Below are 15,939 nucleotides of genomic sequence, written 5' to 3'. Positions count from 1 at the left end.
GTTTAAAGAGGATCCCTCATTTCTAAAAAGGTTATATGCAATTTCAAGTTTTTTAGCTATTTCTTCATTGTTCATTATTGACTAATACCTGTATTTATTTTCCCAATAAAGTAACATAGATCATAATTAAATAAGAGCCATTAGCATGATAATCTATGAGTATTGAACGAGAACTTTAAACATAAATAAGGAACAATCATGTGCTACATTAAACACCTGAGTGAAGATGTAAGCGCTAAGCCAATGAGAACGACTGTATTATGATTAATAGTTTGTATTTAATAGCACTAGTAGCAGTAGCAGTAGCAGTAGCAATGCTTTGTTTATTGGCCATAACAGTTTTAAAAATTAAAGATTGGTTTATAAGAAAAGACGTGTTTGTTCATAATATGCATGCGATGAATTCTGTTATGCCATATTTCTATATTGAAGACACTAAGAATGTACTTTTATACTTTAATAAAGCATGTCTTAATACGTTTAAAGTTTTTTGCAATGAACCGAGTGGGTCTTTAAATGAAATTAACTCTTTAGCGCAGTACATGTTTTGCATAAATGATGAAGTATCGGATACTTCTCAATCATTAAGTTTTTGTATATTAGTACCTAATAACTCAGGGTCACTAATCAAACTTGAATGCACCAAAATTCCTTACTTAAATAATGTAGGCAAGACAGCTGGTGTTATCACTTTTTTAAAGGAAATAAAATCAGCTGTTAATGATCGCGTATTCAAAGTTTCGATGTTTGAACAAGATGCTGAGCTTGTAAATCATTTCTCAGATGGCCAGTGTCAGTTTGAGTATTTCTCTAATGGAGAAGGGCGTTTTAGAGCTTTATCTTCTGGGGCGGAAGACTTGCTTGGCTTGAACTCCAGTTCAATTAATAAAACAGGTATAACAGGGTGTATATCGCCCGCTATCTGTGATGAAGATAGAGTAAACATAGCTCGTGCTTTTAAAAGTGTTGATAGCGATACTAATAAACTGACGTGTTCATTTCGTTACAATTCAAAAGGGGAAATACGCCAATGTAAGTTTATTGCGATTAGAGATTTCACATTAAGCGGACCATCGCAAAGCAGTTTATGGCATGGAATTTTTATAGACTTAGGCCTTGTAAATACTGTTGCTCAATCGAACGAAAATTTGCCTCCACCGATAGATCGAGATATCAATACTCAAGAATCATGGTTGCTATTCAGATATCATCAGGCTTTAGTTGATGGTCTTACTCTCAACTTAATTAATTTTAAAATATGCCAACAACCCTCTATAAATGACGTATTGAACGATACGGCTAATATTGTGTTTATGTTGGACGATTTAGTTCAGCAGTATGGCCAAAAGTGGCTTGACTACATTGCTAATTTTAAAGGAAAAGCAATTGTTGTAGCAGCAAATGGCGAACAGTTTCATTATTATACAGAATCAATAGTTCAAATACCGTTAGCGCAATTTAGTAAAGTCAAATTCGCCACCTTGTTCTGTCACTCAGATTCACCTTTGCCAAATAAGGCTCCTTTTCAGCCTTGTAACTTTAAAGTGTTAATTGCAGAGGATAATCAGGTCAATCAATTTCTAATTAAAAACCAGCTTGAACAGTTAGGGTGTGATGTAACGATAGTTTGTAATGGTAAAATTGCACTTGAAAAATTAAATCAACAGAGATTTGATATCGTCATTACTGACTGTCAAATGCCTGTGATTGATGGCTTTGAGCTTGCTAAGCAAATTCGTCAAAACGCGCTAGCAACGATTAGAGACTTACCCATTATCGGCCTTACAGCAGATAACTCAAAAGATATATCTGTCTTATCTCATAATGTTGGTATAAATCGTGTGCTATTCAAACCGTACCTCATTGGCGATTTGTATGAGGCTTTAGTTGATTTGGTTGAATCATCGACCCTGGCCCCTCGTGATAGTGAATCGTTAGTTTGTAATGAAATAATTGTTCCAGACTTATCTCAATGGGTGGGGGTTTTCGGCTCTGAAGCAGATGCAGTTAATATGGCGCGTATTTTTAATGAGACATTAGAAGCAGATATATTAGCGCTGGAAAAGGCGATTGAAGAAAATAATATTCCAATGTGCCAGAAAATATTGCATCGCATTAAAGGGTCAATAGTGATGGTTAAAATGAATACAATTACACAGCAAATAGAAGAGTGCGAAGCATTCATCACACTTGAAAATCGTATAGATGATCGGTTATATCAATTGGTAAATAACCTTGTACAGATAAATAAGGTTGTTCTGACTTGGTTAGTTTAAAATAGTTTCTTCTTAGATTATTATTAATAATATGCTTATAATGGACTATAGTTGAAACCCTAAACCCTTTATTTATTTTTGAGAGTCAAATGAAAGAAATACGTTCATTTATTAAAAATGCTAGTTTATCTGAGTTAGAAAAAGCGCAGTCATTAATTAATAATGCAATTGTTAAGTTCACGGAGCAACAACAGGCTAAGCAAGAAGTGCTTGACTTACTAAAAGAAAAAGGACTGACACTGGAAGATCTTCAAGAAGTTGCTGGTGATAAGCGCACTAAAGTGTTACCCAAATACAGAATTGAACACGAAGGTAAAATCGTAGAGTGGACCGGCCGTGGTAAACGGCCTAAAGCGTTTCAAGGTGTAGAGTTAACAGATCATTTAGCATAAAATTAAATATGCCTATAAATATGCCAATGATTAATTCATTGGCTTTTTTGTTTAAGTAGTATCGATGAGTTACATATTAAGGCCTTATCAGCAAGAGGCTGTTGAAAAAACCATTGCTCACTTTAGAAAAACAGATAATGCAGCAGTCATTGTATTACCAACAGGCGCCGGTAAAAGCTTAGTAATTGCTGAACTGGCTCGTATTGCCAAACAAAAAATTCTTGTATTAGCACATGTTAAAGAGTTAGTTGAACAAAATGCAGAAAAGTATTCCAGTTATGGACTTCAAGCGAGTATATTTTCAGCAGGGTTAAAGCAAAAGTCACTTGCACATCAAGTCACATTTGCTAGTGTGCAATCATTATCACGTAACCTATCACAATTAAATGAACATTATTCTTTGCTCATTATTGATGAGTGCCACCGTGTCAGTGATGATGAAAATAGTCAGTATTTAAAAATAATAAAAACACTTAAAGAAAATAATCCAAAGCTTAAAGTATTAGGCCTAACAGCGACGCCTTACAGGTTAGGAATAGGGTGGATATACCATAAGCATTATCATGGTTTTGTCCGTGGCAGTGAGGCCAGTCCGTTTAAACAATGCATATTTGAATTACCACTTCGATATATGATTAAAAACCAGTTTTTAACACCACCAAAGGAAGTTGATGCTGCATTAAGCCATTATGATTTTTCATCACTAAAAAGTGATAGTTTTGGCCGATTTAATCAAGATGATTTAAATACATTATTAAAAGAAAATACACGGGCCACCCAGTCTATTTGTCGCAATATATTAACGCTTAGTGAAACGCGTAAAGGGGTGATGGTATTTGCCGCAACTGTCCGCCATGCGCAGGAGGTGTTAAGTTATTTTCCTCAGCAACACAGTGCATTAATAACAGGTGATACCCCCGCACAAAAGCGCGATGAGATAATCCACTCTTTTAAATCCAAACGGTTAAAGTATTTAATAAATGTGTCAGTGTTAACAACGGGTTTTGATGCACCTCATGTGGATTTTATAGCGATATTACGTCCAACAGAGTCAGTGAGTTTATATCAACAAATTGTTGGGCGTGGTTTGAGGTTAAGTGAAGGTAAGCTAGATTGCTTAGTGATAGATTATGCAGGCAATGGGTTTGACTTATTTTACCCTGAGGTGGGGAATAAAAAAGCCGACAGTGATAATGAACCTGTACAAGTACTTTGCCCTGGCTGTGGGTTTGCCAATATTTTTTGGGGTAAAACAGATTCTCAAGGAAAAGTCACCGAGCATTTTGGCCGACGTTGTCAAGGCTTGCTAGAAGACGAAGCAGAATCGGCACAATGTGATTATCGTTTTAGATTTAAAGAATGTGAACAATGTGGTGCTCAAAATGATATTGCTGCGAGAGTGTGCCAATCGTGTGATGCTACACTTGCTGATCCGGATGACAAATTACGCGCAGCGTTAAATCTAAAAGATGCATTAGTACTGCGTTGCAGCGGTTTGAGAGTGCAGGCACTAAACTCAAATAGCAGTGTTATTAAATTAACCTACTTTGATGAAGATGGTGCAAGCTGCGATGAAATATTTGATTTTTCTAACCTGGGATCACGTTATATATTTAATAAACAGTTCGGTGTTCGCTCTTCCCAAGGGCGTATACCAATTGAGTATAAAACGGCCAGTGAAGTAATTGCGGATGAGCTTAATTTAACTGCGCCTGACTTTGTTATTGCTCGTAAAAACAAAAAATATGGTTGGAAAGTGGCTGAGAAGCTATTCGATTACAAAGGTAGTTTTAGAAAAGCAAACCAGTTAAGTCGTTAACTACTTAACTGGTTTGAATATAAATAAAGGTTATTCGCTTTCTAATCCCCAGCCATCGCCGTAGCCTTTATGACCATTAGCAATACTTTCTAGATATTGTTCCGTTTGACCAAGCAAGGTGTGGTCAGGGACCATTTGCACTTGTGTTATCACTTCCCAGATACCTGTGTCTTTGCACTGCTCAAGTTGTGTTGTTGGCGCTAATTCATCTTCACTAATCGCTTTTGCAAATTGTTCGGCTTCAGTTTTTTGCTCAAACAAAATATAAAAATCAATTTTATGCATTTGTGTTAAATCAATACCAGCATCAGCTATTTCAGTTAGTAATTGGCCGTTTTCGTCATCAGGAAATTGCATTTAGAAGCTCTATAATATTATCTCAAATTCGTTATTGCTATTGTAACCAAAATAAAGCAATTAAGCGTACTAATTTTCACATTTGAGTTGATGTGTCGTGGTACTGGCTTGTGGTATTATTAAGCCTCTTGAAGGTTCATTTGTTATTAGTAAGGAAATTACTTGCCTAGTCGTTTATTTGCGCCCATTACAGCAGTATTCTTTTTTATATCGTGCAACTTAGTTGCCGCTCCTCAAGTTGTAAAAAGCTACGATATCAATGGTATTAGTGGTGAACTTGAAAAAAATGTAGAGTTGTATTTAAAGCAACTAGAGGGAGAAAAAGCCACAAGTACATTATTGAGCCATGCTAAAAAGCAAGTGGCGAATAGTATGAAGGCGTTGGGCTACTACAAACCTAACATTAACCTTAACTATCTTGCACAGTCTCAAGAGATTGTCGCAACGATTGAACGTGGTCCTGCAACACGGATAGCGGATATTCGTATCACTGTAAACGGTGAGGGTAATACTGATCCGCAACTAATGGATGTAGTAGAATCAATTAAGCTAAAACAAGGTGATATTTTAAACCACAACCATTACGACTCTGCTCGGAAAAAAATTGAAAGCCAATTGCTAGAATTGGGTTATTTCGATGTTAAGTGGCAAACTCATCAATTAGCGATTTCTCTAAAATCGAATAGTGCTGAAGTCATTTTAACTTTCGATACTGGTGTAAGATATCAGTTCGGTGCGTTAATTTTAGGTGAACCAACCCCTGCGGAAAAATACATTCGCACACTTGCTGACTTTAAGCAGGGGGAGCAATATCAAGCGTCAATTGTTTCAGAGTATAACCTCTCTCTTTCTACAACCCCCTACTTTAATAGTGTTCGGGTCTATGCTGATATAGCAAACCGTTCAAATCAACAAGTACCCATAAATGTAGATGTATTGCATAAGCCTGCAAACAGCTTCGAAGTAGGTGGTGGTTTTGACACTGACTTAGGGCCTAAACTGAGGTTTAAATGGTCAAAGCCATGGATCACAGAAAATGGTCATTATCTCGAAAGTAATCTAAACGTAGCTGAAAAACAGCAAGATATATCATTCGGTTATACTGTACCTGTTGATGACCCTAATGATGACTTATGGCGTTATTCGGTTGGTTACAAACTGGAGGACGAAATAACGGATGATATTTATAGCGAAATATTTACCGCGCAATTACAACGCCAATGGTTGACTGAGAGCGACTGGGTACGCACTGCGTTCATTCGCCGTGATTATGAAACGTATCGATTTGGAGATGATGAACAAAGCTCCAAAATGTTGATGCCAGGTATTAGTTATGCCAAAAAAGAAACTAAAGGTGGAACAACCCCATACTGGGGGGAGCAATGGCTTATTTCAGCAGAGTTTGGTTTAGAAGATGCATTTTCAACAACCAATATTATGCGAGTACAATTTAAAAATGCATGGTTACGCACATATTTGGACAAGCATTTACTGTTTTTAAAAGCAAATTTAGGGGCTATGTATGTTGATGACATTAATAATGTGCCTTTATCTCTTCGCTTTTACGCAGGTGGTGATCAAAGCGTACGAGGTTTTGCTTACGAGTCAATATCGCCAGAGGATGAAGAAGGGCGCTTAATTGGTGGTAAATACTTATTGTCAGGTACTATTGAGTACAATTATCAATTTGCACAAAGTTGGCGGTTAGCGCTATTTATTGATAGTGGTACGGCAACGAATGACTTTTCAGACCGAGTTGAAGTGGGCGCAGGATTTGGCTTTCGCTACCTCACGCCGGTTGGGCCTGTCAGGGTTGATCATGCTTGGGGACTAACAAAAGAAAGTAAAAGCACACGTTTAAGCATTACAATAGGGCCTGAAATTTAATGTCAAAAATGAAAAAAATTACAGCCGCACTGACCATCATAGTTAGTACACTGATAGTTGTACTATTTTGCTTGCTATTTACAGCATCAGGAAACCAATTAATTGCTTATACAGCAAATAAATTAATTGATGGACTGTCTATAAATATCAAAGATGGTCGCTTTTTATATAATGACGCATTTGACGTTGACTATACGTCACCGAGTTTAAACCTTACAGCAAAGCAGTTAAAACTCGATTTATATTGGTGGCATTGCGATGGAATTTGTATTGAAAACTTAAGTGCTCAGGCAATTAATTTAAACCTCGGTAATCCTCAAACTGAGGATGAAAGTGTTGAACCTGTTGACGAAGAATTATCAAATGAAACGCTCGGTGAGCAAGCTGCTGAGATTAGTTTGCCTTTTGCTTTGTCAATCAAACGTGTTGCAATAGCGAATTTTAACTTGTCGCATTCTAGTGCTGATGTAACGGTTCATAAATTTCAACTAAGTGCTAAAGCAAAAGACTCTTTAGTAACGCTAAAATCTTTGAATATTCAACAAATTGATGTGTTATTAAAACAAAGCGAAGAGTCCCCAGTGGAGCCTTTAACCGCATTGGAGCCACTACCTGATATTGAATTTAGTTCACCTATAGCTGCAAATATTGAACAAGTAGCAGTAAACTTGGTAAACATAACCAAAGGTGAGCAACAACACAAAATTAAACAAATAAATACAGCCCTTTCGCTGCAAAAAGACCAGTTGGTAATGCACACGCTGAGCGCGGATTACTTACAATGGCATCTATCAAGTGAGTTAAAAGCAGAGCTAAATGGACGCACGCCTTTAAGCGCTAAAATTGAAGTTGCAAGCACAGAAAATCAATTAACTTTACTCGCCAGTGGTGATCTAACTGACCTTCAACTTGATACAACTATCAAAGGGCTTTACCCATTGTCAGCTAAAATAAAAGCTGATTTAAAAACAGTAAACTATCCTTTTACACTAAAAGCGAATATTGCGCAGTGGCAGCTAAACACTCAGAGCAACCCGTTAAAGATTGAAAATGTTGATTTAAATGGCAAAGGTAACGCAGATGACTATGTGTTAACACTTACTGGAAAGAGTCAACTAGGTGCCTACCCTGAAGTAAATCTAAATGCGATGCTAAACGGAGGTTTAACGCAAGTAAATGTGGAACAACTTGCTTTAGCAGCCAATGAAAGCAGCGCCACGATAGAGGCATCAGCAAGCTGGGATAATGGTTTAACAAGTCAATTTTCTGGGCAATTGGACCAACTTAAAGCGCAATACTTAACTGATGTAGTCACCAGTGATATTTCTGGTCAATTTGCAGGGTCTTTCAAGTTTGCCAATGATAATTGGCAACTATCCATGCAAGAGAGTCAATTAACGGGGCTTATTGATGACGTTAACTTTAAGTTTATGTCAGACTTTGATCTAAACAGTAATTTGCATGCAAGTATTAAAGTATTTGAGCTTACAAGTGGTGAAAACACATTATCTTTAGCTGGCAATATTGATCAGCAATGGAATATAGATGCAAAGCTGCATTTAGATAAACCAGAGCAAAAAAAGCTGCCTTTTACGGGGGTAGGAAATGGGAAACTTGCTATACGAGGCGGACGTTTAGAACCAATAGCTAATTTAGACTTAGCTTTACAGGACTTAACATACGCTGACATATCGGTTGCAGCGTTATTTATTAAATCTGACTTTAATTATGCTGCTGACTGGCAAACGAATGCCAATATCAAGATAACGGATGCTCAACTTGGCGGGCAGCATATTAATAGCCTAAGTTTAAATGCGACAGGAGACAAGAAAGACCATAGAGCTCAGTTTGAATTAGACGCGCTTGAGGGCAAAGCTGAATTTGAAGTAGCAGGTGCGGTTGTTAATAAGGTCTGGCAAGGACAGCTAAGCAATGTGTTATTGACTGATAATACAATACAGTTAACAGCTATGCCTGAGGTAGCAGTCACTTTTGATACAAATACGGGCGATTTTTCAGTTGATAAGCATTGTTGGCAAACTAAAAATAGTAAGCTATGCATTGATAAACTTAAGCAGGTTGATAACTCGGGGCATTTAGCCGCTAAATTGGATAATTTAGATTTATCTGAGTTAAAACACTTATTTCCTCATAACATAACAACAAAAGGGGGCTTTAGTGGGCTAGTAGAGGCAAAGTGGCAAGCCGCCAGTTTAAGTAAGCTCACAGCTTCATTGCAATCTCATCAGCTCTCAGCAACCTACATTGATGCTGAAAAACGTTATCAGTTACCTATTGAAACTTTGACACTTGAGGCGAGCTCTGACGCCGTGAATGGTCAGCTTCAAGCAAATCTTAGCTCTAGTTTATTAGGTGATATAAGTGCGGATATTTCAGTGCAAGATTTACCTTCAAGTCGGGCATTATCTGGCAACATAGACATAGATCAAATTTTACTGACTGATTTGCAACCTTTCATTGGTACCCTAGAACAACTTAAAGGTGATATTAGCGGTCAAATTGCACTCAGTGGTTCTATCACCGCTCCTTTGTTAAATGGTAACGTCAATATCGCGCAAGTAAATATACAAGGTGAACAGCTCCCAGTGTCAGTGGTTGATTCAAATATTGATATCGGCTTTGATAATACAACCGCTTCATTAGATGGCAAGCTTAACGATAGTGAAGGTGGCAATATAACCCTTACGGGCGATATTGATTGGGGAGAAGAAAAACCAGCGGTAAATTTAGCAGTAGACGGTGAGCAATTTTATGTTAGAGCACAACAAGGTGTGCTTTTTAAAGTATCCCCAGATTTAAAATTAAGCCTTGCAGATAGTGCATTCAAATTAGCAGGGCAAGTTGTAGTCCCTTATGGGCGAATTACAATTGAAGAATTACCTGAAGGGGCTGTGCAAGTAAGTGATGATGAGATTATTATTGATCAGCAAAATGAACAGTCCAAAGCAATGCCATTTGATTATGATATTGATCTAAAATTGATTGTAGAAAATGATGTTCGTATAGATTCGTTTGGGCTCGAATCTAAAGTTGCCGGTGACTTAAGCATAAAAATGGATCAACAAACTCCCATGATTGCTACCGGTGAGCTAAACTTACGTGAGGGCACTTATCGTGCTTTTGGTCAAGATCTAATTATTACTAAAGGTCAAGTTGGTTTTAGCGGACCAATTGATAAACCTTACTTGAATATAAAAGCGATACGTAACCCAGAGAACACCGCTAATGATGTGGTAGCGGGGGTTACACTAACAGGAAATGTTGAACAACCTTCTTTAAAAGTATTTTCAGAGCCAGCCATGGATCAAGGGCAATCATTAGCTTATCTTTTAAATGGCCAGCCGCTTGATGAAGGTGATAGTTCAACAGATGCCATGTTAACTCAACTATTATTAGCACAAGGGGTGAGTCGCAGTGAAGGGTTGGTGTCAAAAGTAGGTGAAACCTTTGGTTTATCGGATGTTAGCCTTAGTTCAAAAGGCAGTGGCGATGACACTAAAGTTGAAATTTCAGGTTATGTTGCACCCGGTATCCAAGTTAAATACAGCGTAGGGGTGTTTGAGTCGTTAAGCGAAGTGGCCATTCGCTATCAGCTACTCTCTCAATTGTATGTCGAGGCGACCAATGGCTTAACTCGAAGTATTGACATATTATATAAATTTGATTGGGATGAATAATTATTAAAGTAAATAGACTCTTAATTATTGGGTGCATATTAATGCCATTTATGACTGCAGCCGAGGCGTTAACAGTCCGCTATACTGCGGGAGGGCACCCATATATTACAGAGTTGCTTAAATTAGTACTAAGTAAATCAGACATCACCATCAAACCAATTGAAATTGACAAAATCCCATCGCAGACTCGTGCGATACGCCTTTTAGGTGAACAAGATGGGATTGATGTTTTTTGGACGGTCACCAGCCCTTCGTCTGAGAAAAGAGCAAAAGCGATATTAATTCCTCTTGTAAAGGGGTTGATGGGGTATCGCATTGCATTAATACAAAATACAAGACAAGATCTTTTTTCAAATGTTACACATTCAGGGCAGCTGAGCCCATTTACATTTGGCTTACGCCAAGATTGGCCTGATACTGCTATTTTTCAAAGTAACGATTTAAAGACTATTACGTATGGGCAAGGAGCAGACCCACTTAATATGCTTACCAGTGGCCGTTTTGACGCTTTACCCTTTGAAATATTCGACCTTGCAAGTTTACACAATGAGCAGGTTGTTGGTGATCAATACATTGCTATTCGATACCCAAGTGCTGTGTACTTTTTTGTTGCTAAAAATGATTTGAAGCTGCATAAGTTAATAGAGTCAGGTTTATTAAAAGCGATTGATGATGGTTCATTTGAAGCGCTATTTAATCAACATTTTTCACAGGTTATTAAGCAAGCAAAATTAGGTAGTCGCCGTATCATTGAGCTTAAAAACCCATTATTGCCCCCCAGTGCGCCTATCCATAAAGCACATTATTGGCTTGATAAAAATAAATTAAAGCAATAACCTATATAAAAACCTAATAAGCTTTTGTCATGCGTAGACACTTTTTTGTTACTATTTTCACCTCTTTATTATTTCATTCGCCTTTAATTAATGCTCAGCAGCCCAGTGCAGCTGCCATTATTGAGCAAGCACAACAATCACAGTGGCGACAAGTTGATCCGAGTAATGTGCTAAAAGTATCGTTACCAATGGGGGACGCTTATATTGAGTTAAACCCGCTTTTAGCACCAAATCACACTCAGAACATTAAACTCTTAGCTAAGGAGGGCTTTTATAAAGGCTTAAACATATACCGTTTTGTTGAAGGCTTTGTGGCGCAAGGTGGTGATGCAAGCGGTAAAAAACTCATAAAAACAGCCAATAAAAAGATACCTGCAGAGTTTTATTTGAAAACCCCAAAACCACTGACGATCACCGAGCTTGATAAAAGTGACGGCTATGCCCCGATTACTGGTTTTTTAAATGGGTTTGCGGTGGCTCAAAATGAGACAAAGACCCAAACGTGGCAAGTTCATTGCCACGGCATTTTTGCCATGGCCAGAGGGAATGAAACTGATAGTGGGGGTACTGAGTTTTACACCACAATAGGCAATAGCCAACGTTATTTGGATCGAAATATTACAGTTTTCGGTCGTGTTTTAGAGGGGATGGAGTACTTTAACCGATTGGACAGGCTGCCAACTAACGGGAAAACATTTAATCCTATTACTGATGTGCAGGTATTAAATGATATCGCCAAAGATGACGACAGCCAGTTTGAAGTAATGCGTACTGAATCCGCTGCGTTCAAAGCACTGATCGAGGCCCGCAAAAATCGCAGTGAAGCGTGGTTTGTTGAATCACCAGGTTACATTGATGTATGTTCAATGCCTATCCCGACACGACGTGTTTCCCGCTAACCCCAAATGCATGGGGTTAGTTTAAGTTAACAGCTATTGGCGGTTTATTTTTACATTAAATGGCACTGTGTTATTACTTGTAGAGCGGTATGGGTTAATGTCTAAGCCACCTCTGCGAGTATAACGAGCATAGACTTCTAAATTTGATAGCTTTAGCTGAGTATTTAAGTCGCAGAAAATACGTTCTACGCATTGCTCATGAAATTCATTATGAGTGCGAAACGAAATTAAATACCGCAATAACGACTCTTTACAAATTTTTTCACCCGAATAGCGAATAATGATACTTGCCCAATCAGGCTGTGAAGTGATTAAACAATTCGATTTTAGTAGGTGGCTGTGAAGTGTTTCGGTCACACACTCATCAGATGCGCTTTTGAGACTTTGAGCATCTAAGTCATAACTATCGATCTCAATGTCTAAATCGTCAATGCACACACCAGGTAAAGGTGTGCAAGGTAAGCAGTTGTATTCATCTGGGCTATACAAAGTAACCTTTACAGGCATTGCAACAGCTACAGATAAATCATTACTTAATGTGCTTTTAACCTTATCAACTGAATCAAATCGGGTTTGGTTGAAACTATTTAAATACAGTTTAAATGACTTTGATTCGATGATATGGCTAGTTTGACAAGGAAACTCAAATAACGCGACGCCAACCATCGGTTTTCCTTTATTATTTAGCCAAGATACTTCGTAGCCAGTCCATATATCTTGTCCTTTAAAAGGTAACTGTGCTTCGTCGATATTTAAATCATCACGGTTAAGCTTTCGAGCGATAGGAAAAAGTAAGCTAGGTGTATAGGTATCTACATACTCGGTTGATTGGCCAAGTACGCTGCCTTTTAGTTCGGGTGAGTTGCTGTAATCTGTCATGTTGCGTCTTTTGTAGTTACAATGGCTTCATTATACCTAAAGCTAATGAGTTTCGCAGTATGTCTATTGTTACCCAGTTAGAGCAACTTCATCAAGAATTTGCACAACACACCCTAGAGAAAACCAACAAATTACCACTCATAGAGCAGGATGATAGCTGGCCTAGTCCATGTGAAGTGGGTGAAACCAATGAGCATGGGCAGATCCAGTGGCAAGCTGTTCGTCGTAGTGAATCAGGCTCATTGACTGATTTAGCTAGCGCGCTTGATTTAACGTTTCCTGAGGAACTTTCAGACTATTATGGTTCTTTTTATGGTGGCGGCATTGTTGCGATAATTGAAGACCATGAAGTAGAGTTATTACAAGCTTGGAGTGACGATGACTTTGACTTACTTCAGCAAAATATCACCGGTCATGTATTAATGAAACGCAAGCTAAAGCAACAACCCAGCGTGTTCATAGGCTTAACAGAGCAAGAGGACTTGCTTGTTACAGTATTAGTTGAAAGTGGTGAAGTGTGTTTGGAATACGTGGGTAAAAAACCTCACCACGTACTAGCTCCAAATCTAGAAACGTTTATAAAAGCACTTAAAGTTTAAAAAAATATTAGCGGAGTATCATTCACTCCGCGAAATTTATTATTGAAAGTCCCATGAAATGTTAGATACTAAGCCGCATGGTTCACACCTAAAATCGAATAAACCAAACCACGGCTCAGGTAGCTTCCAATCACTGTCGCAGCTGGGGCACCTTCGCGCTAACTCAGAGGCTTTATCTTTCCCACCTACTCGGTATAAGTAGTAGTAAACTGGTTTTTTAGTTAAAAATTTAATACGTCTAGCGATGTCTTTTCCACGCCGAGATAAATCGCTTTCTATGTTTGATATTTCATCCAGCGCCGGGAACTCGCACCGCGTAGCGCCATTAATTTGAATTTGGTCGCATGCTTGCCAATCTTCTTGCCATTTAATAAGGGTTTTATAATCCCCGTTTGCAATGGCTGGAATATTAAATAACGGAATAGGTAAAAAGTCATCACCACAATAAAGCGGGCTACATGTGTGAACATACGTGGTATATAATATATATGACGAAGGTTCATGACATGCATCAGCGCCGTTAGAGTGAATATCTTGCCCTATTACTTTTACTTTTGGTGCCAATAAGCCAGCATCATGTAATTTATCAATACTGTGTTTGACAAATGGACTGTGATTTAACGGATGCATAGCGTCATCAGTTGGGCACATTACCCGAGTAATAAAATAACCATCTTTTAAAACGGTAGGGAATTCTTCCCCCATTATTTGACCGTTAAAGCGCAATGCATTTACTAAACGAATTATAGCTTGCTCAGCATTTTCAAGGGTCGTATCTTGGTAGCAGTCAAATGTTAAATCAACAACAAACATGGCATAGTCCAATTAATTTTTGTTAAGTAAGGCTAACAATGTATCTAGTTTAGCTTCAATGCGATCAAGTTGTTTTTGGTCTGCACAAGGGTTGTTTTGTTCAGTAGGTTGTTTTGTCAGGCTATGAATTGAATCAGGGTTATTCTTGTATTGACTAACAGCAGCAATTATAACCGGCATCGGAACAGGTTGAGTTAACCTATTTTTAGTCAATGCAACAGTGGGAGTTTTGCCTTCTTCAAGAAGGGCTTTTATAGCATCAAGAACAACTGAATTCATGTAATTAAAAGACTCTTAGGTTTGTATGAGGCGCAGTAGTGCGTGCATGTGCATAGTATCAATTTACTTATGTGTGCTCAATGTTGACAGCATGACAACACAAGCGTAAACATGGTGCACTTTTGCAGTTTAACTCCCGCTGAATTTGCGTTTTGTTACAGATCGGAATATACCTATAAGTAACAACATAAAAGTAATCAATAATGCCAATACCAATTATAGTGAAAGAGTGATCGCGTCCTACGGCAAAAAAGTAACTATTATAGAGCCACTTTATTCGGTGACTTTAAATATATAAATACCTGTTTGAACATCTCACTCATAAATAGAGTTCGCTTTAACGAAATTGGTACAGTAAGGATAACTTATGACAACTATCACGCCAGACGATGTATATAACGTACAGTATATTGCTGCTGAAGACATTAGTATTGCAGCAAGTTTAATTTATCAAGCGTACCATGATGATCCAATACTGCAGAAAATGCTTAACTACTCAGAAGATGAGTTGGCAGCCTATGAAAAAAAATTACGAGCGTTGATACGTGAAGAGCTAAGTACATTTTGGCAGGAAAAACAACCGCTCATTGGTTTGTACAAGAATAACAGGCTTAAAGCTGTCGCGTGTGTATTTGAATCAAGTAGCCAACTGCAGGCACAGCGGTATTGGCACTGGCGTTTAAAATTGATGTTAAGCGCGGGTTACTTACAGACAAACCAATTGATTGAAAAAGAACAAACCATTCGTGATGCACTCAAACAGCAAGGGAATTACTATTTTTTAGCCTTTATTGCCGTTGACCCTCATTTTCAAGGAGAGGGGCTTGGTCGCTATTTATTACGTGGCCTTGATGATTTAGTAAAAAGTAATGCTCAGGCAACAGGCATGGCTGTATTTGTGACCCAAGAACAGCACATTAATTTTTTCCAAACGGAAGGGTTTGAAAAGCTAAAAAAACTAACATTTAATAACGTTGAGGGAGAGTTACTGTTTAAGTAACAATTGTTTTTTAGAAAAGCTTATCTGCCACAATTACAGATTTGTTATAAAAGCTAGCAGGCTTTGATTTGTATGATGAGAAAGTTATAACACGATTTTATATTTACCTTGTGATAAGTGAAAATCAAAAAATGAGTAACGTATGGCTTTAAAGATATAATTCTTCAGCGGCTTTCTCATTGCAAGTTGTTTTAATTGTCATACT

General features: G+C 37.9%; 13 protein-coding genes. 9 read left to right on the top strand and 4 right to left on the bottom strand.

Translation table 11 applies throughout. The features are described from left to right. Positions 1-260: 260 nt before the first annotated feature. From C7Y70_RS11160 to C7Y70_RS11150, 3 genes are all read left to right on the top strand, one after another. Positions 261-2,276, top strand: coding sequence for a response regulator (locus tag C7Y70_RS11160; RefSeq protein WP_135474983.1), 2,016 nt, complete (start codon positions 261-263; stop codon positions 2,274-2,276). Between the two features lie 89 nt (positions 2,277-2,365). Then, positions 2,366-2,668: an H-NS family nucleoid-associated regulatory protein gene (locus C7Y70_RS11155; protein WP_099295866.1), complete on the top strand. Its 303-nt coding sequence runs from the start codon at positions 2,366-2,368 to the stop codon at positions 2,666-2,668. Between the two features lie 64 nt (positions 2,669-2,732). Next, complete coding sequence (locus tag C7Y70_RS11150; protein WP_135474982.1) at positions 2,733-4,487, top strand: DEAD/DEAH box helicase; 1,755 nt, start codon at positions 2,733-2,735, stop codon at positions 4,485-4,487. Positions 4,488-4,517: 30 nt separating this feature from the next. Here C7Y70_RS11150 and C7Y70_RS11145 read toward each other — a convergent pair whose 3' ends face one another. Then, positions 4,518-4,844: a ribonuclease E inhibitor RraB gene (locus tag C7Y70_RS11145; RefSeq protein WP_099295864.1), complete on the bottom strand. Its 327-nt coding sequence runs from the start codon at positions 4,842-4,844 to the stop codon at positions 4,518-4,520. Positions 4,845-5,006: 162 nt separating this feature from the next. On the opposite strand from C7Y70_RS11145, the gene C7Y70_RS11140 reads away from it, so the two are divergent. Genes C7Y70_RS11140 through C7Y70_RS11125 form a run of 4 tightly spaced genes read left to right on the top strand, consistent with a single transcriptional unit; the run spans position 5,007 to position 12,164 of the window. Then, positions 5,007-6,731 carry an autotransporter assembly complex family protein gene (locus C7Y70_RS11140; protein ID WP_099295863.1) on the top strand — a complete coding sequence of 575 codons (1,725 nt, stop codon included), beginning with the start codon at positions 5,007-5,009 and terminating at the stop codon, positions 6,729-6,731. Then, the gene (locus tag C7Y70_RS11135) at positions 6,731-10,429 is read left to right on the top strand and encodes a translocation/assembly module TamB domain-containing protein (protein ID WP_135474981.1); all 3,699 of its coding nucleotides are present in this window, start codon (positions 6,731-6,733) and stop codon (positions 10,427-10,429) included. Before C7Y70_RS11140 ends, C7Y70_RS11135 begins: the two co-directional genes overlap by 1 nt. Before the next feature lie 41 nt (positions 10,430-10,470). Then, the gene (locus C7Y70_RS11130; RefSeq protein WP_135474980.1) at positions 10,471-11,265 is read left to right on the top strand and encodes a transporter substrate-binding domain-containing protein; all 795 of its coding nucleotides are present in this window, start codon (positions 10,471-10,473) and stop codon (positions 11,263-11,265) included. A gap of 29 nt (positions 11,266-11,294) precedes the next feature. Further along, entirely contained in the window at positions 11,295-12,164 is an 870-nt protein-coding gene (locus C7Y70_RS11125; protein ID WP_135474979.1) for a peptidylprolyl isomerase, read from the top strand. 33 nt (positions 12,165-12,197) lie between these two features. On the opposite strand, the gene queF is transcribed toward C7Y70_RS11125, so the two are convergent. Continuing rightward, complete coding sequence (gene queF / locus C7Y70_RS11120) at positions 12,198-13,043, bottom strand: NADPH-dependent 7-cyano-7-deazaguanine reductase QueF (protein ID WP_099295859.1); 846 nt, start codon at positions 13,041-13,043, stop codon at positions 12,198-12,200. Positions 13,044-13,102: 59 nt separating this feature from the next. Between queF and syd the strand changes: the two genes are divergently transcribed. Beyond that, entirely contained in the window at positions 13,103-13,642 is a 540-nt protein-coding gene (gene syd, locus C7Y70_RS11115; protein WP_135474978.1) for a SecY-interacting protein, read from the top strand. A 39-nt stretch (positions 13,643-13,681) separates the two neighbouring features. On the opposite strand, the gene C7Y70_RS11110 is transcribed toward syd, so the two are convergent. Then, positions 13,682-14,455 carry a Zn-ribbon-containing protein gene (locus C7Y70_RS11110; RefSeq protein WP_135474977.1) on the bottom strand — a complete coding sequence of 258 codons (774 nt, stop codon included), beginning with the start codon at positions 14,453-14,455 and terminating at the stop codon, positions 13,682-13,684. A 12-nt stretch (positions 14,456-14,467) separates the two neighbouring features. After that, entirely contained in the window at positions 14,468-14,734 is a 267-nt protein-coding gene (locus C7Y70_RS11105) for a hypothetical protein (protein WP_099295856.1), read from the bottom strand. Positions 14,735-15,101: 367 nt separating this feature from the next. On the opposite strand from C7Y70_RS11105, the gene C7Y70_RS11100 reads away from it, so the two are divergent. Further along, complete coding sequence (locus tag C7Y70_RS11100) at positions 15,102-15,734, top strand: GNAT family N-acetyltransferase (RefSeq protein WP_135474976.1); 633 nt, start codon at positions 15,102-15,104, stop codon at positions 15,732-15,734. The last annotated feature ends 205 nt before the right edge of the window (positions 15,735-15,939 follow it).

Source organism: Pseudoalteromonas sp. KS88 (assembly GCF_004766475.1).
In the GTDB taxonomy this organism is placed as follows: Bacteria; Pseudomonadota; Gammaproteobacteria; order Enterobacterales; family Alteromonadaceae; genus Pseudoalteromonas.
This window is presented reverse-complemented; position numbering and strand designations above follow the sequence as displayed.

Coding starts and splice junctions, on each gene's coding strand:
- C7Y70_RS11125 (WP_135474979.1), top strand. CDS start 11,295: ATGCGTAGACACTTTTTTGTTACTATTTTCACCTCTTTATTATTTCAT.
- queF (WP_099295859.1), bottom strand. CDS start 13,043: ATGACAGATTACAGCAACTCACCCGAACTAAAAGGCAGCGTACTTGGC.
- C7Y70_RS11155 (WP_099295866.1), top strand. CDS start 2,366: ATGAAAGAAATACGTTCATTTATTAAAAATGCTAGTTTATCTGAGTTA.
- C7Y70_RS11110 (WP_135474977.1), bottom strand. CDS start 14,455: ATGTTTGTTGTTGATTTAACATTTGACTGCTACCAAGATACGACCCTT.
- C7Y70_RS11160 (WP_135474983.1), top strand. CDS start 261: ATGATTAATAGTTTGTATTTAATAGCACTAGTAGCAGTAGCAGTAGCA.
- C7Y70_RS11135 (WP_135474981.1), top strand. CDS start 6,731: ATGTCAAAAATGAAAAAAATTACAGCCGCACTGACCATCATAGTTAGT.
- C7Y70_RS11145 (WP_099295864.1), bottom strand. CDS start 4,844: ATGCAATTTCCTGATGACGAAAACGGCCAATTACTAACTGAAATAGCT.
- syd (WP_135474978.1), top strand. CDS start 13,103: ATGTCTATTGTTACCCAGTTAGAGCAACTTCATCAAGAATTTGCACAA.
- C7Y70_RS11130 (WP_135474980.1), top strand. CDS start 10,471: ATGCCATTTATGACTGCAGCCGAGGCGTTAACAGTCCGCTATACTGCG.
- C7Y70_RS11105 (WP_099295856.1), bottom strand. CDS start 14,734: ATGAATTCAGTTGTTCTTGATGCTATAAAAGCCCTTCTTGAAGAAGGC.
- C7Y70_RS11150 (WP_135474982.1), top strand. CDS start 2,733: ATGAGTTACATATTAAGGCCTTATCAGCAAGAGGCTGTTGAAAAAACC.
- C7Y70_RS11100 (WP_135474976.1), top strand. CDS start 15,102: ATGACAACTATCACGCCAGACGATGTATATAACGTACAGTATATTGCT.